Genomic DNA, 26,507 nt, shown 5'->3' with positions numbered 1-26,507 from the left:
GGCGTGCGCGTGCGCACGGCCGAGCGGGACGATCGGGACCCCCCCTGTCCCGCTCGGCCGTCGGCAGCCGTGTCAGTGCGCGGCGAGGCTCGCGAGCAACTCGGCGGCGGGCTCGGGGTGGACGAGCCAGCGCAGATGGCTCCCCTGGAGGGTCCGGACGTCGAACGGGTTGTCCGGGGTGAGCGCGTCCGCTTCGCGGATCATGCGGTCCTGCACGGCGGGCGGCAGGCTGGCGTCGTCGGCCAGGCGTACGTAGCTCCTGGGTATGCGGCCCCAGGTCGCGGCCTGGGCCCGGTCGGCGGACGTGCCGACGTCGAGGTTCTCGTCGGGCTGGAAGGTGTTCAGGAAGGTCCGGAACTCGTCATCCGTGAGGTCAGCGGCGAACGCCGCCTTGAACGCCGCGAGCGCCGCCGGGTCGGCGGTACGGAAGTTCGTGCGGAGCAGTCCGAGTTCGGCCGGGTTCCCGACGAGTGCGGTGGCGAAGGCCCCGGGGTCGACGTCCGCCACCTCCGGCTGGGCGTAGTAGTCGGCCACGTCCAGATCGACGGGGCACCAGGCGGATACGTACACGATCCGGTCGATCAGCTCGGGCCGGGCGTTGGCGGCGGCGGTGGCCGTGATGCCGCCCCGGCTGTGGGAGACGAGGACGGTGGGCCCGTTCCGCTTGGCCCGTTCGAGGACCTCGATCACGCGGGCGGCGTTGTCGGCGAGGGTGACGCCCTTGATGCCGCCGGGTTCCGAGGCGAGGGCGTCGAGATCCTGGGGAGCCTGGTAGGCCGCCGGGAACGTCGCCTCGAATCCGTGCCCCGGCAGGTCGACCGCGACCGAGCGGTGCCCGAGCAGGGCGAGCTCGGCCTGCAGCGGCGCGAAGGAGAACGAGTTCGCGAAGGCCCCGTGGACAAGAACGAATGTCGGCAGATTCTGCATGCCTCACCCTCCAACGGAACGATCTCCAGAACAAGATCCAGAAACCGCCGCCGGGCGCTGCTGCGGGACGCCGCCGGACTGAGGTGGGCTACCGGACCCTGCTCCGTTGGGCGAAGAACCGCAACCGTTTCGGGTTGATCGGCTGCGCGGACGACCGATGGCTGCGCAAGAGCGGCGGACACCCGGGCGTTGGCGAGGAGGCCCAGGAGGCGATCTTCACGGTGAGGGCCGAGACGCTGCAGCCAGGAATTCGAGTCGACGTGGGCCGCTGCGCGAGAGACCCTCGACGCGGATCGCACTGAGGAGACGAGTTGATCACGGAGTACCAGCAGCTGCGCGAGCGCTACCTCGCCGCCACCGTCATGCCGACTCCCGAGCCGTGGCAGCCGGTGCTGGACCGCGGGACTCCCATCGGGGGCCTCCTCGGAATCGGATTCGCCGTCCATCCCGGCAGTGGACACGACCTCGTCATGGTCGTGTCCGGCGACGGCCATGGACTCTTCGACGCGGTCACCGGCGAGCAGATCGCCCGCGACAGGCATCCCGACCCCGAAACGAGCACCCCCGACGCCCACCCGGACCTCACCTGCCCCGGGCTCGGCCCGATTGCAGGCGCCTCGGTGCGCATTGCCGGGCTCTTCGGTGGGGGCCTGCACAGCACCACGCCGGACGGCTGGACCCTGGACGTCGTCAGCCCCGAGTGGCCCCACGACCGCGTCATCCTCTCCGCCGACGGCGGTTCCCACAAAGGCCCGGCAGGAGGGACGTGGTGGCACATCTTCCACTCCAAGTACTCAGAACTCCGCGCAGCTGGATTCTCGCCCTCCGGCCTGACCCTCGCGGTCGCCACCAGCAGCGACCTCACGCTCTGGACCCGGCCTGAACTCCACTTCGACGACTGAGCGGACAGCGGGGCACCGCGAGAGAGGAAGTCAGATGGACCGGGCGGAGCTCGCCGGGACACTGGGTGACCAGACCACGGCCTGCGAACCCGCCAGGTCGGCGCTTCTCGACGGAGGGGACTTCGTCGTGTGGGACGGCAGCGTTCCCAGCCGGCAGCTCGCCGGCATCTACGCGGCTCGCCTCCGACGGGCGAGGAAGCGAGGTACCGAGACTCTCGCCCTGCCGTCCACGGTCGACATCCTCACCCTGCTGGAAGCTGCTGAGGTCAGGATCGGCTGCATCTTCACACCGGACCGGACGTGGACCTTCATGATCTTCCTCGCCAACGATGCCGACACAGTCCTTGCCTGCACGGGAGTCCGCCGAGCTGAGCGGTGAGAGTTGTCCTGCTCAAGTGACAACCACCGCGCTCAGGCTCACGACACCGGCTGACGTGGCGTGGCACACTTTTGCAAGCGGGTGCTTGCAATAGTTAGCGTGGGTGGGGCATGGTGGAGGCATGGCAACGCTCAACGTCGGCAATCTCGGTGAGTACCTGCGTGAACAGCGGCGAAACGCGCAGCTGTCGCTCAGGCAGCTCGCCGACGCCGCCGGGGTGTCCAATCCGTATCTGAGTCAGATCGAGCGCGGGCTGCGCAAGCCGAGCGCGGAGGTGCTCCAGCAGGTCGCCAAAGCCCTGCGGATCTCCGCCGAGACGCTGTACGTGCGGGCCGGCATCCTCGACGCCGAGCGGGACCGGGACGAGGTGGAGACGCGCGCCGTCATACTCGCCGATCCCACGCTGAACGAGCGGCAGAAGCAGGTGCTGCTCCAGATCTACGAGTCCTTCCGCAAGGAGAACGGGTTCGAGGTCCTCATAGGCGACGGCGGGGACTCGGACACGGGCCCGGTCCGGGACGGGGACCGGGCCGAGGCGGAGACCGGCGAAGGCGCCGGACGGACCGCCGGCCCCGGCTCTCCCGCGCCCGACGCCGGCGATGCCGGTCCGCGGCTGACGGCGGGATGACGGAGCCATGGCTCCTCGGACCGCACGACCACGGACCCGCACGACCACGGACCCGCACGACCACGGACCCGCACGACCACGGAATCGCAGCACCGCAGACCCGCACCACTGCAGACCGGAGACCCGGCCACGTCGAACCCGTCGAACGCGCTGAAGACGCCGAATTCGCCGAATCCGTCGAAGACTTCGACCGCGGGCCGGACCCACACAAAACCCTCAGCTGAACGCCAGACCCGGAGGACCATCACCATGGCCATCACCGACGACATCCGCAAGGCCGTCACCGACCCGACGCCGCTCTACTTCGCCGCCGGCACCGCCGACCTCGCCCTCCAGCAGGCCAAGAAGGTGCCCGGCCTCGTCGAGCAGCTGCGCGCCGAGGCGCCGGCCAAGATCGACGCCGTGCGCAACACCGACCCCAAGGCCGTCCAGGAGAAGGCGACCGCCCGGGTCAAGGAGACGCAGGAGACCCTCCAGAGCAAGGTCACCGAGCTGATCGGCACCCTGGACACCGACCTCAAGAAGCTCGGCGAGAGCGCCCAGGACCTGGCGCTGCGCGGTGTCGGCGTCGCCGCCGAGTACGCCGTGAAGGCCCGCGAGACGTACGAGCGGGTCGCCGAGCACGGTGAGCAGGCTGTGCGCACCTGGCGCGGCGAGGCCGCGGAGGAGATCGAGGAACTCGCGATCGCCGTCGAGCCGAACACCACGCCCGAGGCCAAGGCCGAGCCGGTCGCGGTCAAGGACGAGCCGGCGAAGCCCGCCGAGGCCAAGGTCGTGCCCGCGCCCGCCGCGAAGCCGGCCGCGACCCCGAAGAAGGCTCCGGCCCGCAAGACGACGACCGCGAAGAAGACCACGCCGCCCGCCAAGTAGGCGGTACGCGCCCGCCGCGGAGCGGTGCGGCGCCGGAGGACACGGTACGGGGACGGGCCGGGCACCTTTGGGGTGTCCGGCCCGTTCTACGGGTACGGTGGCCCCCGTAGGAGTGTTCGGACAACCGTGACCGCGAGAGCGATGAGAACGGGTGGTGGTGGGCGACATGCTTCTGGACGGCTTCGCTGGGTTCATGGGGCTGTTGCAGCTCGCTGTGAGCGCCCTCGCCGCGTTCGCGCTGATCGACGCCACGTTCCGGCGTGAGGACGCGTTCCGTGCGACGGACAAGCAGACCAAGGTGTTCTGGCTGATCATCCTCGGGATCGCGCTCGTGGTGAGCCTGCTGTTCCCGCTCCTGTCGTTCCTGCCGATCATCGGCCTCATCGCCAGCATCGTCTACATCGTCGACGTACGCCCCGCGGTGCGGCAGATCTCCGGCGGCGGTGGCCGGGGCGGCAGCCGCGGCTCCAGCAGCGACGGACCGTACGGGCCGTACAACGGCGGTCGGTGATCCCACGACCGGTACGCCACGGGTGGTGAGCTGCCCCCGGACCGGGGGCCGGCGCCCGGGTCAGCCCTCGCGGTCCAGGAGGAGTACGGCCACGTCGTCGGTGAGTTCGCCGCCGTTGAGGTCGCGGACCTCGTTCACCGCGGCGCGCAGCAGCTCCTCACCGCGCAGGCCGGCGGCCAGCTGGCGGCGGACCATCGCGACCATGCCGTCCTGGCCGAGGCGCTCCTTGCCCTCGCCGATACGGCCCTCTATCAGCCCGTCCGTGTAGAGCATCAGGCTCCAGGCCCCGCCCAGCTCGATCTGCGTGCGGGGCCAGCGCGCGTTGGGCAGCAGCCCGAGTGCGGGGCCGCTGTTGTCGTAGGGCAGCAGCTCGGCCGGCGGGGCGGCGCCGTCCCGGCCGGGGCGGGCGATCAGCGGCGACGGATGGCCCGCCAGGCACAGCCCCGCGCGGCGGCCGTCGGGCGTGATGTCGACCGTGCAGAGCGTCGCGAAGATCTCGTCGTTCTCCCGCTCGTGCTCCAGGACACGCTGGAGCGTGGAGAGCAGCTCGTCACCGCACAGTCCCGCGAACGTCAGCGCCCGCCAGGCGATGCGCAGCTCCACACCGAGCGCCGCCTCGTCCGGGCCGTGCCCGCAGACGTCGCCGATCATGACGTGCACCGTGCCGTCGGGGGTGCGGACGGTGTCGTAGAAGTCGCCGCCCAGCAGCGCCCGGGAACGGCCCGGCCGGTAACGCGCCGCGAACCGCAGGGACGAACCCTCCAGCAGGGGCGTGGGCAGCAGGCCGCGCTCCAGGCGGGCGTTCTCCTGGGCGCGCAGCCGGGACTCCGTGAGCCGGCGCTCGGCCGTGTCCGACCGCTTGCGCTCCACCGCGTAACGGATCGCGCGGCTCAGCAGACGGTCGTCCAGCTCGTCGCGGAACAGATAGTCCTGCGCGCCGACCCGCACGGCCTCCGCGCCGCGCTCGGCGTCACCGGAGTCGGTGAGGGCGAGGACGGCATGGCGGGGGGCCAGCTCCAGGACGTGCTTGAGGACGGAGAGTTCGTCGACGTCGGTGACGGTCTCCGTGGCGGTGCCGCCACCGGAGGCGGCCGGGGTGTCGGGGCCGCGGCCCGGGGCCGGCAGCGCCAGGTCCAGGAGGATGCAGTTGACGTCGTCGGTCAGCAGCCGCTGGGCCTCGGTGAGGTTGCGGGCGGTGCGGACGCGGATCGGCTTGCCCGCGGAGTCGAGCAACTCGGGCACGGTGAGCGAACCGGACGGGTCGTCCTCGATCAGCAGCACCGTGAGGTTGGTGGGGCCGGTCTGGGTGACGGCACCGCCGGTCGGACCGACGGCGTGTGTGGACTTGTCGGCAGGGGCCTGGGCCGAGGCGTTCAAGGCCGCCCCCTCTCCGGATGGGCCGCTTGGTGCGGACACGGCGTGCGCCTGACCACTCTCCACGGCCGGGATGGCTCTCTGCCGCGGTACGGGTACGGGCATCGTCTTGGGTTCCTTCCCTCCCCCCGAGGGCAACGGGCGGGGCGAGGGACCTCGACCCACCGACGGGGACCTTAGCGTCAGGCCCCGCCGCAACGGAATGCTTGACGAGGCGCTGGAAGGCAATCGGCCACCGTCATATGCCGCATCACGTACCGCATTTGGACATGACAGGGCTTTCGTCCGGGATGACGAATGTCACGCGATAGGGGTTGTGGCGACGGCCGAAGGTGGTGAGAGTCACGTGCGGCGGGTCACTTGGCCGCTGCGCGGCCCGCTGGTTCGCGTGGTTTCAGGGGGTTGAGGGCGGAATGCGGGTGGAATGCGTGAGCGGAAGGCCGGCGCGTCACGGGTGAGTTGTGGCCGCTCGCGCCGGGGGGCCGGGCTCCCCCGACGCGGGGGCCCGCCGCGTTTCTCCCCTGCCGCCGCCGGTCACGCGTCCGGGCGTACGACCCCCAGGATCGGCATCGATCCCGCGCCCGCGATGGTCACCGTCCGCCCCGGGCGCGGGGCGTGGACGATCGCGCCGTCGCCGATGTACATGGCGACATGGCTTGCGTCGGCGTTGTAGATGATCAGGTCGCCGGGGCGCATGTTCTCGACGGGGATGTGCTTGAGCTGCCGCCACTGTTCCTGCGAGGTGCGCGGGATGCTCCGCCCGGCCGCGATCCACGCCTGGCTGGTGAGGCCGGAGCAGTCGTACGTCCGGGGGCCCTCGGCGCCCCATTCATACCGTTTGCCGATCTGGTCCGTCGCGAACTTCACGGCCTTCTTGCCCTGCTGCGAAGCCTTGCCGTCGATCTCGTCGAGGATGCCGGAGTCCAGCCAGGCGGCCTGTGACTGCCGCGCGGACTCCTCCTCCAGCTCGGCCAGCCGTTCCCGCTCGTCGTCCTCCAGCTCGGCCTCGAGCTTCTCGGCGGCGGCGATCTGCTTCTTGATCTTCTTCTTGGCCTTCTCCTTGGCCTTGCGGTTCGCCTCGAGCTTCTCCCAGCGCGTGGAGGCGTCCTTGGAGTACTGCTCCAGGTCGTCCTGCGTGCGGTTCATCTCGGCGAGCAGGCCCTTGGTCGCCAACTGGCCCTGGCGCAGCCGGTCGGCGCCCTCCAGGAACTCCTGGGGGTTCTCGCTCAGCCACAGCTGGACCTCGGGCGGCAAGGCGGCGCCCCGGTACTGGGCGCGGGCGGCGGCGCCGATCAGGTCCTGCAACTTGTCCAGCTTCTCCTGCCCCTTGACGATCTCGTTCGCCAGGTCGACGATCTCGGCTGACTGCTTGTCGGCCTTCTCCTCCGCCGCGTTGTACGCGTCCGTGGCGACCGCCGCGTCGTGGTAGAGGCCCTCCAGCTTCGCGCGTACGGCCTCCAACTCCTCGTTGGTGACCGGCGCGGAGTCCGCGTCGGGGGTGCCCGTGCCCGAGGGCGAGGGTGTCGGTGTCGGGTCGGTCGGCTGCGTCTGGCTCGCGTACGCGGTGACCGGTGCGCCCAGCACGGTCAACGCGCAGACCACGGCCACGGCCGCCATGGTCAGGCTCCGCTTGCCGGCTCCCATACCCCTTGCCCCCAACCCGTCCCAGCACTGACGACTCACACCGGAGAGAACTGATTAATCGTCAGTAACTTCCGGTGTCTGGGTGATCGTGCCATGGAGTCGCGCAATGCGACAGAGGCGGGCAAGAACTCCCTTCCCCCTGCTTCCTCGCACATGACCGGACCCCCGCCTGTGTGACGAACGACTCACCGGGTCCGTTCCCTCGCGTCACGAGAACGTTGCCCCGTGTCACCGGGAGGGCCGGGGAGGGGAGTTGGGGGTGACATGGGCACGGAGCTGCGGAGGATGCCCGGGGGCTGAGGCTGGGGGTGTTCCGGTGCCGCTCAGCTCCGGGGTGCCAACGCCTCCCACGCCACCGTCACTTCGCCCTGGCGCCAGCGTGTGACCCCGTCGCGCACCGGCCAGTCCGCGCGCAGATCGCGGATCGTGCGGATCCAGCGCTGGCGGGCCCCGTACGAGGCGTACGGGGCCGCGGCGGCCCAGGCGCGGTCGAAGTCGCGGAGGAAGGCGTGGACGGGCTCGCCCGGGACGTTGCGGTGGATCAGTGCCTTGGGGAGGCGCTCGGCGAGGTCGGAGGGGCGCTCCAGGGAGCCGAGCCGGGTGGCGAAGGTGACCGTGCGGGGGCCCTCCGGGCCGAGGGCGACCCAGACGTGGCGGCGGCCGATCTCGTCGCAGGTGCCCTCGACGAGCAGTCCGCCCGTGCGGGCCGGCAGACCGCCGGGTGACGGCGGGCCGGCCGGTGCGAGACGGGCGCACAGCCGCTCCCACACGGCGGCGACCTCCTCCTCGTCGTACTGCCGCAGGACGTTCGCCGCCCGGATGAGGATCGGGCGGCCCGGCACCGGCACCTCGAAGCCGCCGTGCCGGAAGGTCAGACCCTCGCACGCGTACGGCCGCGCCGCCGCGACCCTGGCCGGGTCGATCTCGACGCCGACGACCTCGGTGCGGGGCGCCGTCGCGCGCAGGCGCCGCAGCAGCTCCAGCGCGGTCCAGGGGGCGGCGCCGTAGCCGAGGTCCACGGCGACGGGAGTGGCGGCGCGGCGGAGTTCGGCGCCGTGGGTCGCCGCGATCCAGCGGTCCATGCGGCGCAGACGGTTGGGGTTGGTGGTGCCGCGGGTCACCGTGCCGACGGGTCTTGCCATGGGCTGAGCGTATGCGGGGTGGCCGGCTCCCTTGGCTCCGGCCCAGACCCCCTGTGCGGGGGCCGCATTTCCGGGACGGGAACCCCGCGAACACCGGAGGTCGAACAGTTGAGCGAGAATCGGTAATTGTTTTGCAAAGAGGAAATGGAACCGCCTCGTCCGGTGTTCCCCCTGCCGAGAGGGTCCGCACACCCTCCGCACGGCATGCCCGCAGCAAGGAGGAACGCCACGTGAGCCACTACGTCGGCAGGCTCGGGCGGCGCTCTCCGACCGCCGCGTCACGGTTGAGACTGCACCGGAAAACCCGCCGGGTGGCGATGCTGTCCGTGCACACCTCACCGCTCCACCAGCCGGGCACGGGTGACGCCGGCGGCATGAACGTCTACATCGTGGAGCTGGCGCAGCGGCTGGCGGCGCTGAACATCGAGGTGGAGATCTTCACGCGGGCCACGACGGCCGCCCTCCCGCCGAAGGTCGAACTGGCCCCCGGCGTCCTCGTCCGGCACGTCGACGCGGGCCCGTACGAGGGGCTGGCGAAGGAGGACCTGCCGGCCCAGCTGTGCGCCTTCACCCACGGCGTGATGCAGGCCTGGGCCGGGCACCGCCCCGGCCACTACGACCTCGTCCACTCGCACTACTGGCTCTCCGGCCACGTCGGCTGGCTCGCCGCCGAACGCTGGGGCGTCCCCCTGGTGCACGCCATGCACACCATGGCGAAGGTCAAGAACGCCGCGCTCGCCGTCGGTGACACCCCCGAACCCGCCGCCCGCGTCATCGGCGAGACCCAGGTCGTCCGGGCCGCCGACCGCCTCATAGCCAACACGGCGGAAGAGGCCGACGAACTCGTACGGCACTACGACGCCGACCTTGCCAAGGTCGCCGTCGTCCACCCCGGTGTGAACCTCGACCGCTTCCGCCCGGCCGACGGCCGCGCCGCGGCCCGCGCCCGCCTCGGCCTCCCACAGGACGCGCTGATCCCCCTCTTCGCCGGCCGTATCCAGCCCCTCAAGGCCCCCGACGTACTGCTGCGCGCCGTGGCCGTCCTGCTCGGCGAACGGCCCGAACTGCGGTCCAGGATCGTCGTACCGGTCGTGGGCGGGCCGAGCGGCAGCGGGCTCGCCAAGCCGGAGGGCCTGCAGAAGCTGGCCGCGCGCCTCGGCATCGCCGACGTCGTACGCTTCCGCCCGCCGGTCGGCCAGGAGCAGCTCGCGGACTGGTTCCGGGCGGCGTCCGTGCTGGTCATGCCGTCCTACAGCGAGTCCTTCGGACTCGTCGCCATCGAGGCGCAGGCTGCCGGTACGCCGGTGCTGGCGGCCGAGGTCGGCGGCCTCCCGGTCGCGGTGCGCGACGGGCACACCGGCTTCCTGGTCCAGGGGCACGATCCGGCGGCGTACGCGCGCGTGCTGCGCGACTTCGCCGACATCCCCGACCTCTCGGCCCGCATGGGCGAGGCCGCCGCCCGCCACGCCGAGTCCTTCGGCTGGGACACGGCCGCGCAGGCCACGGCCGACGTGTACACGGCGGCGACCCACGACCACCGGCGGCAGGGGCTGCGGGCCCACCACGGGTGAGGTCCCCACGCTCACCCGCAGCGGTACGTGGTGGCGGCCGTACGCCTGACGCGCGGTGGCGGCCGTTACGTCCGCCGTGAGCGTGGCCGTAGCCGTTCCCCTACGGGCGGGCCGTCCGTCCACCGGCTTCCTACCGGCGGGTACGCTCGCCCCCATGGCTGACGCAGCGGCGATCATCGAGCAGGTTCTCACCGAGGCCGAGCTGGAGTGGGAGAGTCCGGGCCCCGGCAACTACGTCGTGAAGCTCCCCGGCACGCGCAAGCTCTCCACGACCGTCTCGCTGCTCGTCGGCAAACACTCCCTCTCCCTCAACGCCTTCGTGATCCGCCACCCGGACGAGAACGAGGCCGGCGTCCACCGCTGGCTCCTGGAACGCAACCTCAAGCTGTACGGGGTGAGCTACGCCGTCGACCAGCTCGGCGACGTGTACGTCACCGCCAGGCTGCCGCTCGCCGCCATCACCCCCGAGAGCATCGACGGTCTCCTCGGCCAGGTCCTGGAAGCGGCGGACGGCGCCTTCAACACCCTCCTGGAACTTGGCTTCGCCTCCGCGATCCGCAAGGAATACGCGTGGCGGGTGTCGCGCGGGGAGTCCACCCGCAACCTGGATGCGTTCAGCCATCTGACACGGGACGCGGGGGACCAGGCGGCCGGTGGTCAAGGCTGATCGCCGACACCGGCCTCCGGTGTCGTGGCGGCGGGCCTGCCGACAGACTTCGCAACCGCACCCGTAGGCTTCGCCACCGCCTCGGTCACCGCCTCGCTCACCATCTCGGTCACCGTCTCGGTCACCGCCTTGGGTTCCGCCTCGCTCACCGCCTGCTCGGTGAGCTGGTCCTCCACCGACGCGATCCCCTCCGGCATCCGCCGCATCAGCAGCCAGTACCCGGCCCCCGCCACGGTCCCCACCACCGCGCACAGACCCCACAGCCACTGCGCGCCCCACCGGTCGATGACGACACCGGACATCACGGGGGCGACGAGGGCGGCGACGGACCAGGACATGGTGTACATGCCCTGGTAGCGGCCCCGGCCGTGGACGGGGGAGAGGCGGACGACGAGGCTCGTCTGGGTCGGGGCGTTGACGATCTCGGCGAGGGTCCACACGCAGACGGTGAGGGCGAATACCCCGATCGAGCCGGCGAAGGCGGTGAGGCCGAAGCCGTACCCCGCGAGCACGGAGGAGATGACGAGGAGCCGCCCGGTGTCGCGGTGCTCGATGAAGCGGGTGACCGGGATCTGGAGCGCGACGATCAGCACGCCGTTGACGGCGATCGCGAGCCCGTAGTCGGCGGGGGAGAAGCCCGCCTCGCCCATGGCGACCGGCAGCCCGACCGCGCCCTGCTGGAAGATCACGGCGACGAGGAAGGACAGCCCGACGACGCTCATGAACCGCCGGTCGCGCAGCACGGTCCCGAGACCGACTTCGTCCGCGGCCGCCTTCTCGGCCGACGTACGTTCCGGCCTGGACTCCGGCAGTTTCAGGAACACGACGACCGCGCAGACGAGCGTCATGCCCGCCTCGATGAGGAAGCCGGCGAGATAGCTGACCTCGGCGATGAAACCGGCGGCCATGGAGGAGACGGCGAAGCCGAGGTTGATGGCCCAGTAGTTCAAGGAGAACGCGCGGACGCGGTCCTCGGGCCGCACGATGTCCGCCATCATCGCCTGCACCGCCGGCCGGGAGGCGTTGCTGGTGGCGCCGACCAGGAAGGCGACGGCGGCGATCGCGACGGGGTCCCGCACGAAACCGAGCAGGGCGACGGAGAAGGCGGTGGAGGCCTGGGCGATCAGCAGGGTGGGCCGCCGCCCGAGCCGGTCGGCCATGACCCCGGCGCCGAGGGAGGAGACGACACCGCCGAGCCCGTGGAGGGAGGCGACCAGACCGGCGTACGAGGCGGAATAGCCGCGGTCGAGCGTCAGATACAGCGCCATGAACGTGGCGACGAAGGCGCCGAGCCGGTTGACCAGTGTGCTGGTCCACAGCCACCAGAACTCACGGGGCAGCCCCGAGACGGACTCCCGGACAGCGCGTCTGGCAGCGGCGAGTGGCATGACGGTCCCCCACGACGTAAGCGGCTAAAGCGGCGAACACAACTTACGAACGCGGACGCGGACCGGACCACCCAATTAACAGACACCGTCAACTGACAAGGCACCCCGCGGCCGACCGTCCGCCGGAACTGTCCGCCTGTCGGCCATATGGGCGACGGCTCCCGGCCGTCTATTACGCTCGGGGCCATGGCCGACGCACCGTACAAGCTGATCCTCCTCCGCCACGGCGAGAGCGAGTGGAACGAGAAGAACCTGTTCACCGGCTGGGTGGACGTCAACCTGACGGCGAAGGGCGAGAAGGAGGCGACGCGCGGCGGTGAGCTGCTGAAGGACGCCGGCCTGCTGCCCGACGTACTGCACACGTCCCTCCAGAAGCGCGCGATCCGCACCGCCCAGCTGGCCCTCGAGGCCGCGGACCGCCACTGGATCCCCGTCCACCGTTCCTGGCGCCTGAACGAGCGCCACTACGGCGCCCTCCAGGGCAAGGACAAGGCGCAGACGCTCGCCGAGTTCGGCGAGGAGCAGTTCATGCTGTGGCGCCGCTCGTACGACACCCCGCCGCCCCCGCTGGAGGACGGCACCGAGTACTCCCAGTCGGGCGACGCGCGCTACGCGTCGATCCCGCCGGAGCTGCGCCCCCGCACGGAGTGCCTGAAGGACGTCGTCGTCCGCATGCTCCCGTACTGGTACGACGGCATCGTCCCGGACCTCCTCGCGGGCCGCACGGTCCTCGTCGCCGCCCACGGCAACAGCCTCCGCGCCCTCGTCAAGCACCTCGACGGCATCTCCGACGCCGACATCGCGGGCCTGAACATTCCCACGGGCATCCCCCTCTACTACGAACTCGACGCCGCGTTCACCCCGGTCACCCCCGGCGGCAAGTACCTCGACCCCGAGGCAGCCGCGGCGGCGATCGAGGCGGTCAAGAACCAGGGCAAGAAGAAGTAACGCCGCACCATTGAGCCCCCGACCTGCTGTTTCCTTGCAGGACGGGGGCTCTTTGGCGGTACTGGGCCGTCAGGCCCGGGCCGGTCGACGCGTCAGGCGCCTACGTACCGGTTGATCCGGACTGCCACCGGCATCCCCATAGCCCGCCAGATCGCGGACTACGAACGCCGACTGCGACGCGAAGCTCACGGCCGGAACACGGCAGCGAAGCAAGCTGCACAGCAGCCATGATGTCCAACTGCGTCACAAGGCCGACGAACACCTGCGGACGACCGCGAACGTCTACGGACCAGCAGCCCGGGTGAGAGGTACACCAGCCCCCTACCTGGACTGCTGGGCGCCGTACGTGAAGTCGTGCACCGTGACGTCGGTGAGGCGGACGTAGCCCAGGCGTTGGTAGAGGGCGTTGCTCGTGGGGTTGGCCGCGTTGGTGTAGAGGACCACGTCCGTGGCGCCCGCGGTCAGGGCGGCTCGGCTCACCTCCGTCGTCACCGCGGCCGCGTAGCCGCGGCCGCGGAGGTGGGCCGGGGTGTAGACGGGGTCCACCCGGACCATGCCGGCGACCATCGGATTCGCGCCCGCCATGGAGACGGGGGTGCCGTCCGGGGTCTCCCAGTACGTGTAGCGCTTCTCGGCGAAGCGGGTGTTCGGCCACGTCGCGGCGTCGATCGTGACGTCCTCCTCGACGTCCGCCGCGAACTCGCGGCACCACTGCATCAGGTGTTCGTGGTCGCCCTCGCCCACGAGCCGCCCCCGGCCCTCCGGGTGCGGGTCCGGTGGCGTGAGAGTGCCGAGGCGGTACAGGTGGAGCCGGACACGGGGCGTCGCCGTGGCGCCCGTGTGCCGATGCCAGGCCTCTGTGAACGCCGTGGCCGTCGCCTCGTCCGCGGTGAGGAACGGCAGGGTCCATCCCAGGGTCACCAGGCGGGTCGCGAGGGTGTCGGCCTGCTCCGGGGTGAGAGAGGTGACGTTCATACCGCGGGATGGGAAGCGGTAGAACGTGGCCTCGACCTCGCCCCCTCGCTCCAGCCGGCCATGGACGGGGAACCGACCCTCGTACGCGTCCGCCCCGAGGGTGCGGAGCTTCTCCGTCACCGAGAGCGGCGTGGTGTGCAGGGCGGGGCGCGAGCGCAGGAACTCTCCGGCTCGGGCGAGGAATTCGTCGACGTCTTCAGTGAGGTGCCAGTCATCCGGACGCATGCCTCATGATCCCGGACGGCCTCGGCCGAGAGGAGGCGGATGTGTGGGGATCGGCCGGCGGCCACGCCCACGGCTGTGGCCGCGTCTTACGGGCCCGCGCGTGGACGACCGGTGATTCCGGGCCGTACGCAGTCCCTGCCGGGCCCGTACCCGCGTCGATCGGGGGCCGTCCGGATCGCTGAACGTGGCCGAGAATCGCCACAGGGTGGCCTCGGCTCCGCCGTCGCCGGAGTGGGTCAGACCGTCAGCGGCACGGGGTGGACTTCGTCCGCCTTGTGGCCGGTGCGTTCGTGGATGCGTTGGACCGCTTCGGCGGAGGGGGCCTCGGAGAGGCAGTAGACCGTCCCGGACTCGGGGTCGGCCCAGGCGCGCTCGAAGTGGACTCTCTCGTCCTTCTCTATGGCGAGATCGGCATTGTGCGCCTCTCGCAGTTGCTCGGCGGTGATGCCCTTCATCCCGTGGTGGACGTCCATGAACTTCGCCATGGCTCGCACCTCCTTCTTTCCTGGCCTTACCTCCATGCTGCGCCCATTCGAGTACGGCCGCGCGGGCTGCCCCCGGCTGCCCCCGGCTGCCTGCCGTCGGGCGGCGCAGCGGCCGCGGTGGCGCTCGGTCGAGAGGAGAAGGGGCCCGTCATCAAGACAGGCCCCTTCTCCTACGTCCGCCGGACGGACTCGTGCGTCCCGTACCCGAACCAGCGCGACCGCGTGTCGCTCAGCCGCACTGGCACGGATTGCCGGACTGGCACCCGCACGCACAGCCGGACCCGCAGCCGCAGGCGCCGAACAGCGGCAGGGATTTGATGTCGGCTGGCTGCTGGGTGTCCCGCGTCTGTGTCGGGTCGGGTGTGCTGGGGCTGGCGGGGGATTCGGCCATGGTCCCTCCTCGAAGGCTGGTGCCTGTGCCCATTGGATGCCCCATTGCATGTCGGTTCAGCCGGGCGCATCAACGGCGCACGGAGGCGTCCGTACGCCCGGCCGAGGCGCTACGCACCCACCCTCCTACCAGGGCCGCACGCCCCCGGCAGCATCCACGCGCGGCGCCGACAAGTCAGCCGGGGACACTCATCTCACTGAGCACCGAACCCGCCGGGCGTCTGCGCCCCGCTTCCGGCGCCCGGCGCCCGGCTTCCGGCTTCCGGCTTCCGGCGCCCGGCCGTCGACCCCCAGCCCAGGCCGCACCACGCTCAAGGCAACCGGCATCCCTAAGCCGGCTCCACCCCCGTCACCGGCTGGATGTCCGCCTGGAGTTCGTCCGCGTGTTCGCCGGTCACCAGGTACACCACCCGCTTGGCGACGGAGACCGCGTGGTCGGCGAAGCGCTCGTAGTAGCGGCCGAGGAGGGTGACGTCGACGGCGGTCTCGATGCCGTGCTTCCAGCGGTCGTCCATCAGGTGCTGGAAGAGCGTGCGGTGCAGGAGGTCCATCGCGTCGTCGTCCTGCTCCAGCTGGAGCGCCAGGTCGACGTCCTTGGTGATGATGACCTCGGCGGCCTTCGCCATGAGCCGCTGCGCGAGCTGGCCCATCTCCAGGATCGTGGCGTGCAGGTCGCGGGGGACCGCCCGCTGCGGAAAGCGCAGCCGGGTGAGCTTGGCCACGTGCTGGGCGAGGTCGCCCGAGCGCTCCAGGTCGGCGGACATGCGCAGGGAGGTCACGACGATACGGAGGTCCGTCGCCACCGGCTGCTGCCGGGCCAGCAGCGCTATCGCGCGGGCCTCCAGGTCGTGCTGGAGGTCGTCGACCTTCTGGTCGGCCTCGATCACGCTCTCCGCCAGCTTCAGGTCGGCGTCGAGGATCGCCGTCGTGGCGCGTCCGATCGCCGACCCCACCAGACGGGCCATCTCGACCAGGCCCTCACCGATCGAGTCAAGTTCCTCGTGGTACGCGTCCCGCATCAGGGTGTCCCTCTCTTACGTGCGTCTGCTCGTGGGTTTCCGAAAAGGCCGTGCCCGAAAGCCGTGCCGTCACACCGACGGCCGTGCCCCCATTCTCCGGAAGCCGTACCGCCACTCGGCGATGGCCGTTCTCCGTCCCCGGAGGCGGTACCGCCCTGTCGACGACGGCCGTATTCCGTTTTCGGAAGCCGCACCGTCACATCGACGGCAGCCGTGCCCCCGTGCGAAGGCGCGGCGGCCGTTCCGCCGGGCCGGAGCGGACGCCGGCCCAGGGGCCCCGATGAACCCCACGCTCCCACGTTCCGACCCGTACGCGTCCGTTTCCGCCATCCCAAATGAACCATCACTGGCTCCAAGGTGAACTCTGGGCGACGAGTATTCGAGGTCGCCCTTCGAGTGCTGTGGGGATGTCCGACCTCGTGCCTAACCTTGAAGCATGGACGTGAACGCGGCGGTCGCCGCAGCGGCAGCGATCGCCGGTGTGCTCACCGGTGTGATCGCCATGCTGGCGTTCCGCTTCAGCGAGCGCGAGCAGAAGCGTCCGACCAGGACCTCCCTGCACACGGACCCGGTGCTGCCGCCCGGCGTGGACACCGTGCTCTCCGTGCTCCGCTCCTCCGCCGTGGTGCTCGACGAGGGCGACGCCGTCGTCAAGGCCAGCTCCGCCGCGTACGCCCTGGGGCTGGTGCGTGGCGGGAAGCTCGCCATCGAGCCGATGCTCCAGATGGCGCGCGACACCCGCCGGGACGGCGAGATACGGCAGGTCGAGCTGGACCTGCCCCGGCGCGGCACCGGACGCGGCGAGGCCCTCGCGGTCTCCGCGCGTGTCGCCCCGCTGGGCTCCCGGCTCGTGCTGCTCCTCGTCGAGGACCTCACCGAGGCCCGCCGCATAGAAGCAGTACGGCGCGACTTCGTCGCGAACGTGAGCCATGAGCTGAAGACCCCGGTCGGTGCCCTGTCCCTCCTCTCGGAGGCCGTCATGGGCGCCAGCGACGACCCGGAGGCGGTGGAGCGCTTCGCGGGGCGGATGCAGATCGAGGCCACCCGGCTCACCAACCTGGTGCAGGAGCTGATCGACCTCTCCCGCGTGCAGAACGACGACCCGCTGGAGGACGCCGAGCCCGTGCGGGTGGACGAGCTGGTCGCCGAGGCCGTCGACCGCTGCCGTCACCAGGCCGGCACCAAGCAGATCACCATCGCCGCCGGCGGCACCGCCGAGCTGAAGGTGTGGGGCAACCGCGGCCAGCTCGCCGCCGCCCTCGGCAACCTCGTCGAGAACGCCGTCAACTACTCCCCGGCCCGCACCCGCGTCGGCATAGCCGCCCGCACGGTGACCGCGCCCGGCGGGGACCTCATCGAGATCGCCGTGACCGACCAGGGCATCGGCATCTCCGACAAGGACAAGGAGCGCATCTTCGAGCGCTTCTACCGCGTCGACCCGGCCCGTTCCCGCCAGACCGGCGGCACGGGTCTCGGACTCGCGATCGTCAAGCACGTGGCGGCCTCGCACGGCGGGGAGGTCACGGTGTGGAGCTCGGAGGGCCAGGGCTCCACGTTCACCCTCAGACTGCCGGAGGCGGGCGCGGCCCGCGACCGCGCAACGCACCACCCGGACCTCGACGACGAGGACGGACAACCTCACACCGAGTCATCCCCGTACGAACCGCATCCCGCCCCGGAGGTCCTTCCGTGACCCGAGTGCTCGTCGTCGAGGACGAGGAGTCCTTCTCCGACGCCCTGTCCTACATGCTCCGCAAGGAGGGCTTCGAGGTCGCCATCGCGACCACCGGGCCCGACGGACTCGACGAGTTCGAGCGCAACGGCGCCGACCTCGTCCTCCTCGACCTGATGCTGCCCGGACTTCCCGGCACCGAGGTGTGCCGTCAGCTGCGCAACCGCTCCAACGTCCCGGTGATCATGGTCACGGCCAAGGACAGCGAGATCGACAAGGTCGTGGGCCTGGAGATAGGAGCCGACGACTATGTCACCAAGCCCTTCTCGTCCCGCGAGCTCGTCGCCCGTATCCGGGCCGTACTGCGCCGCCGCGGCGAGCCCGAGGAGGTCACCCCGGCCGCCCTGGAGGCCGGTCCGGTCCGTATGGACGTCGACCGTCACGTGGTCACCGTCTCCGGCTCCAAGGTCGACCTCCCCCTCAAGGAGTTCGACCTGCTCGAAATGCTGCTGCGCAACGCGGGCCGCGTGCTGACCCGTATGCAGCTCATCGACCGCGTCTGGGGCGCCGACTACGTGGGCGACACCAAGACCCTCGACGTCCACGTCAAGCGCCTCCGCGCCAAGATCGAGCCGGATCCCGGCGCGCCGAGATACCTGGTCACGGTCCGTGGCCTCGGCTACAAATTCGAGCCGTAGGCCGTCACTGCCCGGCCGTCGGCGTCCAAGGTCAGTCACCCTCAGGACGTCAGCCGGAGGCCGTAGCCGGTCGGCTCCGTCGTACGACGAAGGGCGGCACCCCCGCGTGGGGTGCCGCCCTTCGTGACGCGTCGTGGGTACGGCGCTCAGTGGCCGGAGCCCGCCTCGGACTCGGAGGCGGACGGCGAGCCGGTCGAACCGGCGGCGGCGCCCTCCTCCTCGGCGGCGCCCTCCTCGTCCGGCGAACCGGTGGCGGACGGCGAGCCGGAGGCCTTGTCCGACGGGGTGGGGCTCGTGACCGGGGCCTCGGGGATGTCGCGCGGGCCCCACTTCTCGAAGTAGTGCTCGGCGGGGACGACGAAGGCGCGCAGGCTCACGTCACCGGTCTCGCTGAAGGTGAAGGTGACCTTCTGGGCGTTGCCGTTCTGCACGGAGGAGCCGATGGCCGACAGGACGGCGGAGGCGTTGCCCTCGCCGCCGAGGATCACGGAGCCGCCGGCCGGGACGACCACCTTGCCGCCCTTGCCCTCGCCCTTGACCGGGGTGATCTCGGCGGTGCCGGCGCCGTCCACGCTGACGGAGTCCAGCGTCTGGTCGGTGGTGGAACTGTTGAACAGGGTCGCGGAGACGACCGCCGGGCCCTTGGCCGCGGCGTCCGGCTGGGTGACCACGATCGCGTTCTGGATCTTGATGTCCCCGACGGTCGTCGCCGCGTTGTCCGGCTTGATCTGGAGCGTCTGGGCGTTGCTGCCGGCGCTGCACGCGGCGAGCGAGGCGATCGAGAACGCGAGGGCGGCGGCGGCGAGGGCGCCGCGTCGAAGGCTGCTGCTCACGGCGGCGGCAACTCCTTGAACGTGGGCGATACGTGATCGGTAGCGGGCTTAGGTTACCGAGCCGCCCGATCACGGCCGCACCCGACCCTCCCCAAGTGCCCGGCAAGTCACCGGAAGCGAATGGCGGACGGGTCACGCGTGCTCGTCCCGCATTCGCAAAACCCCGGCGATGCCTTCCTCGCCGCTGCTCGATTTCCGGCAAGGAATGCGGACCGCCACGGAAAATCGATCAGCCGCCAGAACCCTTGCCAGAACCTCGTCACAACCGCACCGGAACCCCTCTCGAACACGATCCGGTAACGGCGGAACATCTCCGGGAGATCGAACTCCTTGATCAATTCCGGATTCGTCTCGTACCCGACTCCGCCAGCCGAACGGAGTAACGGAAGTCGCACACTTGGAGTCGGACAAAGTAGGACGTTCGGACAGTCGAGGAGCCCTCCGGATGCGTGTAACGTACGCGTTTCACTCCGCCCGGAGAGCCGCTCCGACCTGCGAATACCCACTTCCGTTCGCCCCCCGCAGCACGTTCCTGTCGCTGTTGTCAAGCCCCGAGATATGCCCTGACCTGCGAAAACGCCATTCAGAACACGCCGTATCCGTGTTACCCTGGATAGCCACGGAAGGGGTACCTGTCACATGACGTTCAAGGTTGGCGACACCGTGGTCTATCCCCATCACGGGGCCGCGCTGATCGAGGCCATCGAAACTCGCCAGATCAAAGGCGTGGACAAGACCTACTTGGTGCTCAAGGTCGCCCAGGGTGACCTGACGGTGCGCGTACCGGCGGACAATGCGGAGTTCGTGGGTGTGCGTGACGTGGTCGGTCAGGACGGCCTGGACCGGGTCTTCGAGGTGCTGCGCGCACCGTACGCCGAAGAGCCCACGAACTGGTCGCGTCGCTACAAGGCGAACCTGGAGAAGCTCGCCTCCGGTGATGTCATCAAGGTCGCGGAAGTAGTCCGTGACCTGTGGCGTCGTGAGCGCGAGCGCGGACTGTCCGCCGGTGAGAAGCGCATGCTCGCCAAGGCCCGCCAGATCCTGGTGAGCGAGCTCGCCCTCGCGGAGAACACCAACGAGGACAAGGCCGAGGCTCTGCTGGACGAGGTCCTCGCGTCCTGAACCGACTGGGGCAGGCAGCCAGCCCGCTCAGCCGCTCAGCGCAGCATATGTAATGCCGCGGTGCCCGATGACATACACAATGTCGCCGGGCGCTGCGGCATGTTCGTATCCGGTCGCGAAAAACCGGATGCCGTACCACGGGTGGGGGTCCCCGATACTGGGCGTGCCGGGCCCGGGCAGCTGGCTCGACCAGATGTCACGGAAGGGTCCGGTCAAGATGTCGCGCCCGGCACGCTGTGGCCATACCCACGTAGGCCGAGCACACAAACCTGACAGGAACCGATGTCTGACGATTCGCGTCCTTCGCCTTCCGGGACCGGCGCGGGAACCCGTACGGCAGCCGTGATCCCGGCCGCCGGCCGGGGAGTACGCCTCGGTCCGGGCGCCCCCAAAGCACTTCGGGCGCTGAACGGCGTTCCCATGCTCATCCACGCGGTACGGGCCATGGCCGCGTCCCGCGCCGTCTCCCTCGTGATCGTCGTGGCGCCGCCCGACGGCGCCGCCGAGGTCAAGTCCCTGCTCGACGCGCACGCGCTGCCCGAGCGGACCGACTTCCTCGTCGTACCCGGCGGTGAGTCACGGCAGGAGTCCGTGCGGCTCGGCCTCGACGCGCTGCCGCCGGGCTACGACATCGTGCTGGTGCACGACGCGGCACGCCCGCTCGTCCCGGTCGACACGGTGGACGCCGTCATCGAGGCCGTACGGGACGGGGCGCCGGCCGTGGTGCCCGCGCTGCCGCTCGCCGACACGGTCAAGGAAGTCGAGCCGGCGGCCGTGCCCGGCACGCCGGAGCCGGTCGTCGCCACCCCGGAGCGGGCTCGGCTGCGGGCGGTGCAGACGCCGCAGGGGTTCGACCGGGAGACGCTGGTCCGGGCGCACGAGACGGTCACCGGAGCAGTCACCGACGACGCGAGCATGGTGGAGCGGCTCGGGGCGCGGGTCGTGGTCGTGCCCGGCCACGAGGAGGCGTTCAAGGTGACCCGCCCGCTCGACCTGGTCCTCGCGGAGGCGGTCCTGGCCCGCAGGAGGCTGAACGATGGGTTCTGAGACACCCGCGGTGGTGCTTCCGCAGGTCGGCATCGGCACCGACATCCACGCCTTCGAGGAAGGCCGGGAGCTGTGGTGCGCCGGGTTGAAGTGGGAGGGGGAGGGACCGGGCCTCGCCGGGCACTCCGACGCGGACGTCGTGGCGCACGCCGCGTGCAACGCGCTGTTCTCCGCGGCGGGTCTCGGCGACCTGGGCCGGCACTTCGGCACGGGCCGGCCCGAGTGGTCCGGTGCGTCCGGGGTCACCCTCCTCGCGGAGGCCGCGCGCATCGTGCGGGACGCGGGGTTCGTGATCGGCAACGTGGCGGTGCAGGTGGTGGGGCCACGGCCGAAGATCGGCAAACGGAGGGAAGAGGCCCAGAAGGTGCTGTCGGAGGTCGTGGGGGCGCCGGTCTCGGTCTCCGGCGCGACGACGGACGGGCTGGGGTTCCCCGGGCGGGGCGAGGGCCTGATGGCGGTCGCGACGGCGCTGGTCGCGAGAGTCTGAGCGCACGAGAGCTCGGGGGTGCGGGTGCGTCGGCGACCACGGGTCCGTCGTGGCCGTTCACGCAGTTCCCCGCGCCCCTGAAGGGAACGGGTCTGAGGCCCGCCCTTGCTGAATAGCCCCGGAAAAGCGCGGGGCGCAGCCCCGGTCGCTTTTCAGGGGCGCGGGGAACTTGCGCGAGAAACCACGACGGACCCGCGCACGCCGAGGAACCCGCACCCCGGAGTCACCAGGCGCCCGGCGCGGCCACGGGTCACGAATTCGTGGTCCTTCGCCGGGATGGGCGCAGCGCACCGGTGGTTGCCCACTACCCTGGAGGGGTGACTATTCGCCTGTACGACACCAGCGCCCGGCAGATCCGTGACTTCGACCCCATCACGCCGGGTTGTGTCTCGATCTACCTGTGCGGTGCCACCGTGCAGGCGGCCCCGCACATCGGGCACATCCGGTCGGGGCTCAACTTCGACATCATGCGTCGGTGGTTCGAGTACCGCGGGTACGCCGTGACGTTCATCCGGAACGTCACGGACATCGACGACAAGATCATCGCCAAGGCGGCCGACCAGGGCCGCCCGTGGTGGTCGATCGGCTACGACAACGAGCGCGCCTTCAACGACGGCTACCACGCGCTCGGTTGCCTGCCCCCGACCTACGAGCCGCGTGCCACCGGGCACGTGACCGAGATGGTCGAGATGATGCGCGGTCTGATCGAGCGCGGCCACGCCTACGAGGCCGACGGCAACGTGTACTTCGATGTGCGGTCCTTCCCGGAGTACCTGCGGTTGTCCAACCAGGAGCTGGACAACCTCCTCCAGCCGTCGGGCGAGGGCGAGACCGGCAAGCGTGATCCGCGTGACTTCGCCATGTGGAAGTCGGCGAAGCCGGGCGAGCCCACCTGGGAGACGCCCTGGGGCCGCGGCCGGCCGGGCTGGCACCTGGAGTGCTCCGCCATGGCGCACAAATACCTGGGCAGCGAGTTCGACATCCACGGCGGCGGGCTCGACCTGATCTTCCCGCACCACGAGAACGAGATCGCGCAGGCCAAGGCCTTCGGTGACACGTTCGCCCGGTACTGGGTGCACAACGCCTGGGTCACCATGAGCGGCGAGAAGATGTCCAAGTCGCTGGGCAACTCGGTGCTCGTGAGCGAGATGGTCAAGCAGTGGCGGCCCATCGTGCTCCGCTACTACCTGGGCACCCCGCACTACCGGTCGATGATCGAGTACAGCGAGGAAGCCCTGCGCGAGGCCGAGTCGGCGTTCGCCCGTATCGAGGGTTTCGTGCAGCGGGTCGTCGAGAAGGCGGGCGGCGTCGTCGAGCCCGCGGACGCCGTGCCGCCGGCGTTCGCCGAGGCCATGGACGACGACCTGGGCGTGCCGCAGGCACTGGCCGTCGTGCACACCACGGTCCGCCAGGGCAACAGCGCGCTGGCCGCCGACGACAAGGAGGCCGCGGTGGCGCGCCTCGCCGAGGTGCGGGCCATGCTCGGCGTCCTGGGTCTCGACCCGCTCGACGCCCACTGGGCCGGCGAGGGCGGTGACCGGGGCGAGGACCTGCACGGCGTCGTCGACAGCCTGGTCGGTCTGGTCCTCCAGCAGCGCGAGGCAGCCCGCGCCCGCAAGGACTGGGCCACCGCGGACGCCATCCGCGACCAGCTCAACCAGTCCGGCCTGGTCATCGAGGACAGCCCCGACGGTCCGCGCTGGACTCTCGGTCCGCGCTGACCCGCGATCACCTTGATCGATTGTGCCGCCCGGCCCTCCGGGCGGCACACTGCATAGACGAGACTTCAATGACGTACACACGCACGTGTACGAACGCTTCCAGGAGACGGGTAGGTCATGGCCGCTAACAACCGCCGCATGTCCGGCAAGAAGGGCGCGCAGGTCGGCAGTGGCGGCCAGCGACGCAAGGGTCTTGAGGGCAGGGGCCCGACGCCGCCCGCCGAGATGCGCAAGGGACACAAGAAGAACCGCATCGCCAACGCCAAGGCCAAGCAGACGGCCCGCCGCCCGGTGGCGCGCGGGCGCGGCGGCAAGGGCACCTCGGAGATGGTCGTCGGCCGCAACCCGGTCGTCGAGGCGCTGCGCGAGGGCGTGCCCGCCACCACGCTCTACGTCCAGCAGTTCATCGACAACGACGAGCGGGTGCGCGAGGCGCTCCAGCTCGCCGGGGAGCGCGGCGGCATCCACCTCATGGAGGCGCCCCGTCCCGAGCTGGACCGCATGACCAACGGGCTCAACCACCAGGGCCTCGTCCTCCAGGTCCCGCCGTACGAGTACGCGCACCCCGAGGACCTGGTCGCCGCCGCGTTCGACGAGGGCGAGGACCCGCTGATCGTCGCCCTCGACGGGGTGACCGACCCGCGCAACCTCGGTGCTGTCGTCCGGTCCGTCTCCGCGTTCGGCGGCCACGGTGTCGTCGTACCCGAGCGGCGCGCGGCCGGGATGACCGCCGGTGCGTGGAAGACGTCCGCCGGTACGGCCGCCCGTACGCCCGTCGCCCGTGCCACCAACCTCACGCGCGCGCTGGAGGCGTACAAGAAGGCCGGTGTCGTCGTGGTCGGGCTGGCCGCGGACGGCGAGGCCGAGGTGGGCGAACTGGAGGCCCTGGAGGGGCCCGTCGTCATCGTCGTCGGGAGCGAGGGCAAGGGCCTGTCCCGGCTCGTCGGTGAGACGTGCGACTTCCGGGTGCGGATTCCGATGCCCGGTGGGGCAGAGTCCCTGAACGCCGGTGTCGCGGCCGGAGTCGTGCTCTACGAGGCGGCGCGCCGCAGGGCCTGAAAAGCGCCTCAGCTGGGGATTTGGGGTGTTCTGGATCTCCTTGACGCGGTCCGGACAGATCCGTGGCGGTCAAGACAGTGTCCTAACGACACGTCACTCGGTTAGATGAGCGTGGACACCAGAACACCCCGCACACCCACGGGGGACCGCTCGTCGGGATTCGACGACGCTCCCGCGCTGAGCATGGTGAAGGTGCCGAGCGATCCGGCGCAGGTCATCGTCAACAACGTGAGCTTTCGCGTGCAGTTGGCCACCTCCACGCGGCCTTCCCCGCGCATCGCACGGCACCTGAGCGCCACCGACGACACCGCGCGCATCCCCGTCGTGGGCACGGCGAGGCGGGTCGGTGAGCCCGCGGTCGGGCGCCGTCGCGCCCCCGTCGTCTGGAGCGGGAAGTTCGCGCCCGACGACACCGGAGCCCACCGCCTGCTCCAGGCGGTGAGGCAGGCGGGCGCCACCCAGGTCATCCCGCGCGTCGGCGTCACGCGGACGGACACCGGCGGGCATGACGCCGAAGGCGGCAGTTACGGCGGCGACTTGACCGTCGAGACGCCCACCGTCGGCAGCCAGCGCACGCACGGCGATCACGCCGTCGGCGACGGCACCCGGCTGCTCCCCGCCATGCGGCAGGTCGCCGGCGCGTACGACGAACCGAGGTATGTGCGGGACGACGCCTACGCCGACGACGAGGGCGCGGACCCGTACACCGACGGGGACGAGGGCGAAGCCGACGAGTGGTCCGAGCGGCGGAACGGCAACGAGGCCGTCCGGCACGCCTATTACCCCGGGCGCCGGATGAACCTCGGCGTGGTGCTGCTGCCGCTGCGTGTGTTCCTCGGGTTCATCTCCGTCTACGCCGGTATGGGCAAGCTCTGCGACCCGCACTACTTCGACGGCGGCAAGCGCGGCTCCATGGTGAAGTGGCTGAACACGCTGCACCCGTGGGAAGTCGCCGAGCCGCTGCGGCAGTTCGCACTGGAGCACCCGGTCGGTTCAGGGCTCGTCATCGCGTTCGCCCAGGTGATCGTGGGTGTTCTGACGGTTCTCGGTCTGTGGCAGCGGATCGCCGCCGGGTTCGGGGTGCTGCTGTCGGGCGCGCTGCTCGTGACCGTCAGCTGGAAGACCGTCCCCGTCTACGAGACGCCCGACATCATCTACCTCGCCGCCTGGTCTCCGCTGGTCATCGCGGGCGCGCCGGTGTACTCCGTCGACGGCCGGCTCGCGGGCGGCGCCTGGCGCCGGCTCGGACCGCGGGCCCACATCTGGGACCTGCGCCGGTACGTGCTGCGCCGGGGTGTCCTCGTCACCACCGTCGTCGTCGGGCTCACGCTGCTCGTCGGGTCGCTGCTCGGCGGGGCGGTGCGGGACGCCGACCGCATCGTCGTCCCCGGGCCCGGGGAGGCACCTCGCAACGAGCTGCCGGGGTCGCCGTTGCCGGAGGAGCCCAGCAAGAGCCGTGAAGCCGGGGGCAGCCCCTCGGCGTCCGGCTCGCCCACCGCGGGCGCCACGTCCGCGAGCCCCACTCAGGGGGCGACCACGACCCCGAGCGCGACCGAGGGCACCGAAACGGTCACCGGGGGGCAGCCGAGCCAGAGCCAGGGGACGGTGGGACAGGTGCAGCCGCAGCAGTCCGCGCCGGTCGAGCAGGCGCCGAGTACCACCGCCGGGCCGAGCTCCAGCGGAGGCACCGGGGGCCCCGGCGGCACGACAGCGGGCCCCAGCGGCTCCACCGGGGGTTCCGGGGGAAGCTCCTCGGGCGGCGGACGGTCCGGGCTGGTGGGCGGACTGCTCGGGTAGGCCGCCTGCCGCTGCTACGTCGAGGG

General features: G+C 70.9%; 25 protein-coding genes. 16 read left to right on the top strand and 9 right to left on the bottom strand.

Going from position 1 to position 26,507, the window contains the following annotated elements:
• Window positions 1-72: 72 nt before the first annotated feature.
• The gene (locus ACZ43N_RS35115; protein ID WP_468103094.1) at window positions 73-927 is read right to left on the bottom strand and encodes an alpha/beta fold hydrolase; all 855 of its coding nucleotides are present in this window, start codon (window positions 925-927) and stop codon (window positions 73-75) included.
• Window positions 928-1,238: 311 nt separating this feature from the next.
• On the opposite strand from ACZ43N_RS35115, the gene ACZ43N_RS35110 reads away from it, so the two are divergent.
• The 5 genes from ACZ43N_RS35110 (at window position 1,239) to ACZ43N_RS35090 (ending at window position 4,217) form a co-directional block, all read left to right on the top strand.
• Window positions 1,239-1,829 carry a hypothetical protein gene (locus ACZ43N_RS35110; protein ID WP_468103093.1) on the top strand — a complete coding sequence of 197 codons (591 nt, stop codon included), beginning with the start codon at window positions 1,239-1,241 and terminating at the stop codon, window positions 1,827-1,829.
• 34 nt (window positions 1,830-1,863) lie between these two features.
• Window positions 1,864-2,208, top strand: a complete 345-nt coding sequence (locus ACZ43N_RS35105) for a hypothetical protein (RefSeq protein WP_468103092.1) — start codon at window positions 1,864-1,866, stop codon at window positions 2,206-2,208.
• A 121-nt stretch (window positions 2,209-2,329) separates the two neighbouring features.
• On the top strand, window positions 2,330-2,836 hold the full coding sequence (locus ACZ43N_RS35100; RefSeq protein WP_468103091.1) for a helix-turn-helix domain-containing protein: 507 nt from the start codon (window positions 2,330-2,332) through the stop codon (window positions 2,834-2,836).
• A gap of 249 nt (window positions 2,837-3,085) precedes the next feature.
• Complete coding sequence (locus ACZ43N_RS35095; RefSeq protein WP_468103090.1) at window positions 3,086-3,706, top strand: hypothetical protein; 621 nt, start codon at window positions 3,086-3,088, stop codon at window positions 3,704-3,706.
• A gap of 166 nt (window positions 3,707-3,872) precedes the next feature.
• Window positions 3,873-4,217 carry a DUF2516 family protein gene (locus ACZ43N_RS35090; protein ID WP_468103089.1) on the top strand — a complete coding sequence of 115 codons (345 nt, stop codon included), beginning with the start codon at window positions 3,873-3,875 and terminating at the stop codon, window positions 4,215-4,217.
• A 60-nt stretch (window positions 4,218-4,277) separates the two neighbouring features.
• Here ACZ43N_RS35090 and ACZ43N_RS35085 read toward each other — a convergent pair whose 3' ends face one another.
• From ACZ43N_RS35085 to ACZ43N_RS35075, 3 genes are all read right to left on the bottom strand, one after another.
• Window positions 4,278-5,696 carry a PP2C family protein-serine/threonine phosphatase gene (locus ACZ43N_RS35085; protein WP_468103088.1) on the bottom strand — a complete coding sequence of 473 codons (1,419 nt, stop codon included), beginning with the start codon at window positions 5,694-5,696 and terminating at the stop codon, window positions 4,278-4,280.
• 429 nt (window positions 5,697-6,125) lie between these two features.
• A complete protein-coding gene (locus tag ACZ43N_RS35080) occupies window positions 6,126-7,235 on the bottom strand; it encodes a C40 family peptidase (RefSeq protein ID WP_468103087.1) in 1,110 nt (369 codons plus the stop codon).
• 323 nt (window positions 7,236-7,558) lie between these two features.
• Entirely contained in the window at window positions 7,559-8,377 is an 819-nt protein-coding gene (locus tag ACZ43N_RS35075; protein ID WP_468103086.1) for a class I SAM-dependent methyltransferase, read from the bottom strand.
• Between the two features lie 230 nt (window positions 8,378-8,607).
• Between ACZ43N_RS35075 and mshA the strand changes: the two genes are divergently transcribed.
• Window positions 8,608-9,948 carry a D-inositol-3-phosphate glycosyltransferase gene (gene mshA, locus ACZ43N_RS35070; RefSeq protein ID WP_468103085.1) on the top strand — a complete coding sequence of 447 codons (1,341 nt, stop codon included), beginning with the start codon at window positions 8,608-8,610 and terminating at the stop codon, window positions 9,946-9,948.
• 154 nt (window positions 9,949-10,102) lie between these two features.
• Window positions 10,103-10,615, top strand: a complete 513-nt coding sequence (locus ACZ43N_RS35065; RefSeq protein WP_468103084.1) for a type III secretion system chaperone family protein — start codon at window positions 10,103-10,105, stop codon at window positions 10,613-10,615.
• Here ACZ43N_RS35065 and ACZ43N_RS35060 read toward each other — a convergent pair.
• Window positions 10,606-12,003, bottom strand: coding sequence for an MDR family MFS transporter (locus tag ACZ43N_RS35060; RefSeq protein ID WP_468103083.1), 1,398 nt, complete (start codon window positions 12,001-12,003; stop codon window positions 10,606-10,608). The genes ACZ43N_RS35065 and ACZ43N_RS35060 overlap by 10 nt on opposite strands.
• Window positions 12,004-12,189: 186 nt before the next feature.
• On the opposite strand from ACZ43N_RS35060, the gene ACZ43N_RS35055 reads away from it, so the two are divergent.
• The gene (locus ACZ43N_RS35055) at window positions 12,190-12,951 is read left to right on the top strand and encodes a phosphoglyceromutase (RefSeq protein ID WP_468103082.1); all 762 of its coding nucleotides are present in this window, start codon (window positions 12,190-12,192) and stop codon (window positions 12,949-12,951) included.
• Between the two features lie 321 nt (window positions 12,952-13,272).
• Here ACZ43N_RS35055 and ACZ43N_RS35050 read toward each other — a convergent pair whose 3' ends face one another.
• The 3 genes from ACZ43N_RS35050 to phoU all read right to left on the bottom strand — a co-directional run bounded on the left by ACZ43N_RS35050 (window position 13,273) and on the right by phoU (window position 16,045).
• Complete coding sequence (locus tag ACZ43N_RS35050) at window positions 13,273-14,151, bottom strand: GNAT family N-acetyltransferase (protein ID WP_468103081.1); 879 nt, start codon at window positions 14,149-14,151, stop codon at window positions 13,273-13,275.
• Window positions 14,152-14,387: 236 nt separating this feature from the next.
• Window positions 14,388-14,636 carry an SCO4226 family nickel-binding protein gene (locus ACZ43N_RS35045; protein ID WP_468103080.1) on the bottom strand — a complete coding sequence of 83 codons (249 nt, stop codon included), beginning with the start codon at window positions 14,634-14,636 and terminating at the stop codon, window positions 14,388-14,390.
• A gap of 719 nt (window positions 14,637-15,355) precedes the next feature.
• Entirely contained in the window at window positions 15,356-16,045 is a 690-nt protein-coding gene (phoU, locus tag ACZ43N_RS35040; RefSeq protein ID WP_468103079.1) for a phosphate signaling complex protein PhoU, read from the bottom strand.
• A gap of 436 nt (window positions 16,046-16,481) precedes the next feature.
• Between phoU and phoR the strand changes: the two genes are divergently transcribed.
• Both phoR and phoP read left to right on the top strand, forming a co-directional pair.
• The gene (gene phoR, locus ACZ43N_RS35035; RefSeq protein WP_468103078.1) at window positions 16,482-17,738 is read left to right on the top strand and encodes a two-component system sensor histidine kinase PhoR; all 1,257 of its coding nucleotides are present in this window, start codon (window positions 16,482-16,484) and stop codon (window positions 17,736-17,738) included.
• A complete protein-coding gene (gene phoP, locus ACZ43N_RS35030) occupies window positions 17,735-18,415 on the top strand; it encodes a two-component system response regulator PhoP (RefSeq protein WP_020140130.1) in 681 nt (226 codons plus the stop codon). Before phoR ends, phoP begins: the two co-directional genes overlap by 4 nt.
• Window positions 18,416-18,561: 146 nt before the next feature.
• Here phoP and ACZ43N_RS35025 read toward each other — a convergent pair whose 3' ends face one another.
• Window positions 18,562-19,248: a copper chaperone PCu(A)C domain-containing protein gene (locus ACZ43N_RS35025; protein ID WP_468103077.1), complete on the bottom strand. Its 687-nt coding sequence runs from the start codon at window positions 19,246-19,248 to the stop codon at window positions 18,562-18,564.
• 639 nt (window positions 19,249-19,887) lie between these two features.
• On the opposite strand from ACZ43N_RS35025, the gene ACZ43N_RS35020 reads away from it, so the two are divergent.
• The 6 genes from ACZ43N_RS35020 (at window position 19,888) to ACZ43N_RS34995 (ending at window position 26,481) form a co-directional block, all read left to right on the top strand.
• Window positions 19,888-20,370 (top strand): CarD family transcriptional regulator, encoded by a 483-nt coding sequence (locus ACZ43N_RS35020; protein WP_003953493.1) that lies wholly within the window; start codon window positions 19,888-19,890, stop codon window positions 20,368-20,370.
• 282 nt (window positions 20,371-20,652) lie between these two features.
• A complete protein-coding gene (gene ispD, locus ACZ43N_RS35015) occupies window positions 20,653-21,417 on the top strand; it encodes a 2-C-methyl-D-erythritol 4-phosphate cytidylyltransferase (protein WP_468103076.1) in 765 nt (254 codons plus the stop codon).
• Window positions 21,407-21,904 (top strand): 2-C-methyl-D-erythritol 2,4-cyclodiphosphate synthase, encoded by a 498-nt coding sequence (ispF, locus tag ACZ43N_RS35010; protein WP_468103075.1) that lies wholly within the window; start codon window positions 21,407-21,409, stop codon window positions 21,902-21,904. Before ispD ends, ispF begins: the two co-directional genes overlap by 11 nt.
• A gap of 317 nt (window positions 21,905-22,221) precedes the next feature.
• The gene (gene cysS / locus ACZ43N_RS35005; RefSeq protein WP_468103074.1) at window positions 22,222-23,625 is read left to right on the top strand and encodes a cysteine--tRNA ligase; all 1,404 of its coding nucleotides are present in this window, start codon (window positions 22,222-22,224) and stop codon (window positions 23,623-23,625) included.
• 117 nt (window positions 23,626-23,742) lie between these two features.
• On the top strand, window positions 23,743-24,684 hold the full coding sequence (gene rlmB / locus ACZ43N_RS35000) for a 23S rRNA (guanosine(2251)-2'-O)-methyltransferase RlmB (protein ID WP_468103073.1): 942 nt from the start codon (window positions 23,743-23,745) through the stop codon (window positions 24,682-24,684).
• 105 nt (window positions 24,685-24,789) lie between these two features.
• Complete coding sequence (locus tag ACZ43N_RS34995; protein WP_468103072.1) at window positions 24,790-26,481, top strand: DoxX family protein; 1,692 nt, start codon at window positions 24,790-24,792, stop codon at window positions 26,479-26,481.
• The last annotated feature ends 26 nt before the right edge of the window (window positions 26,482-26,507 follow it).

The sequence above is a fragment of the Streptomyces sp. NPDC030814 genome, assembly GCF_055572155.1.
Note: the sequence above shows the minus strand (reverse complement) of the source record. Positions and strands in the feature narration are given on the sequence as shown.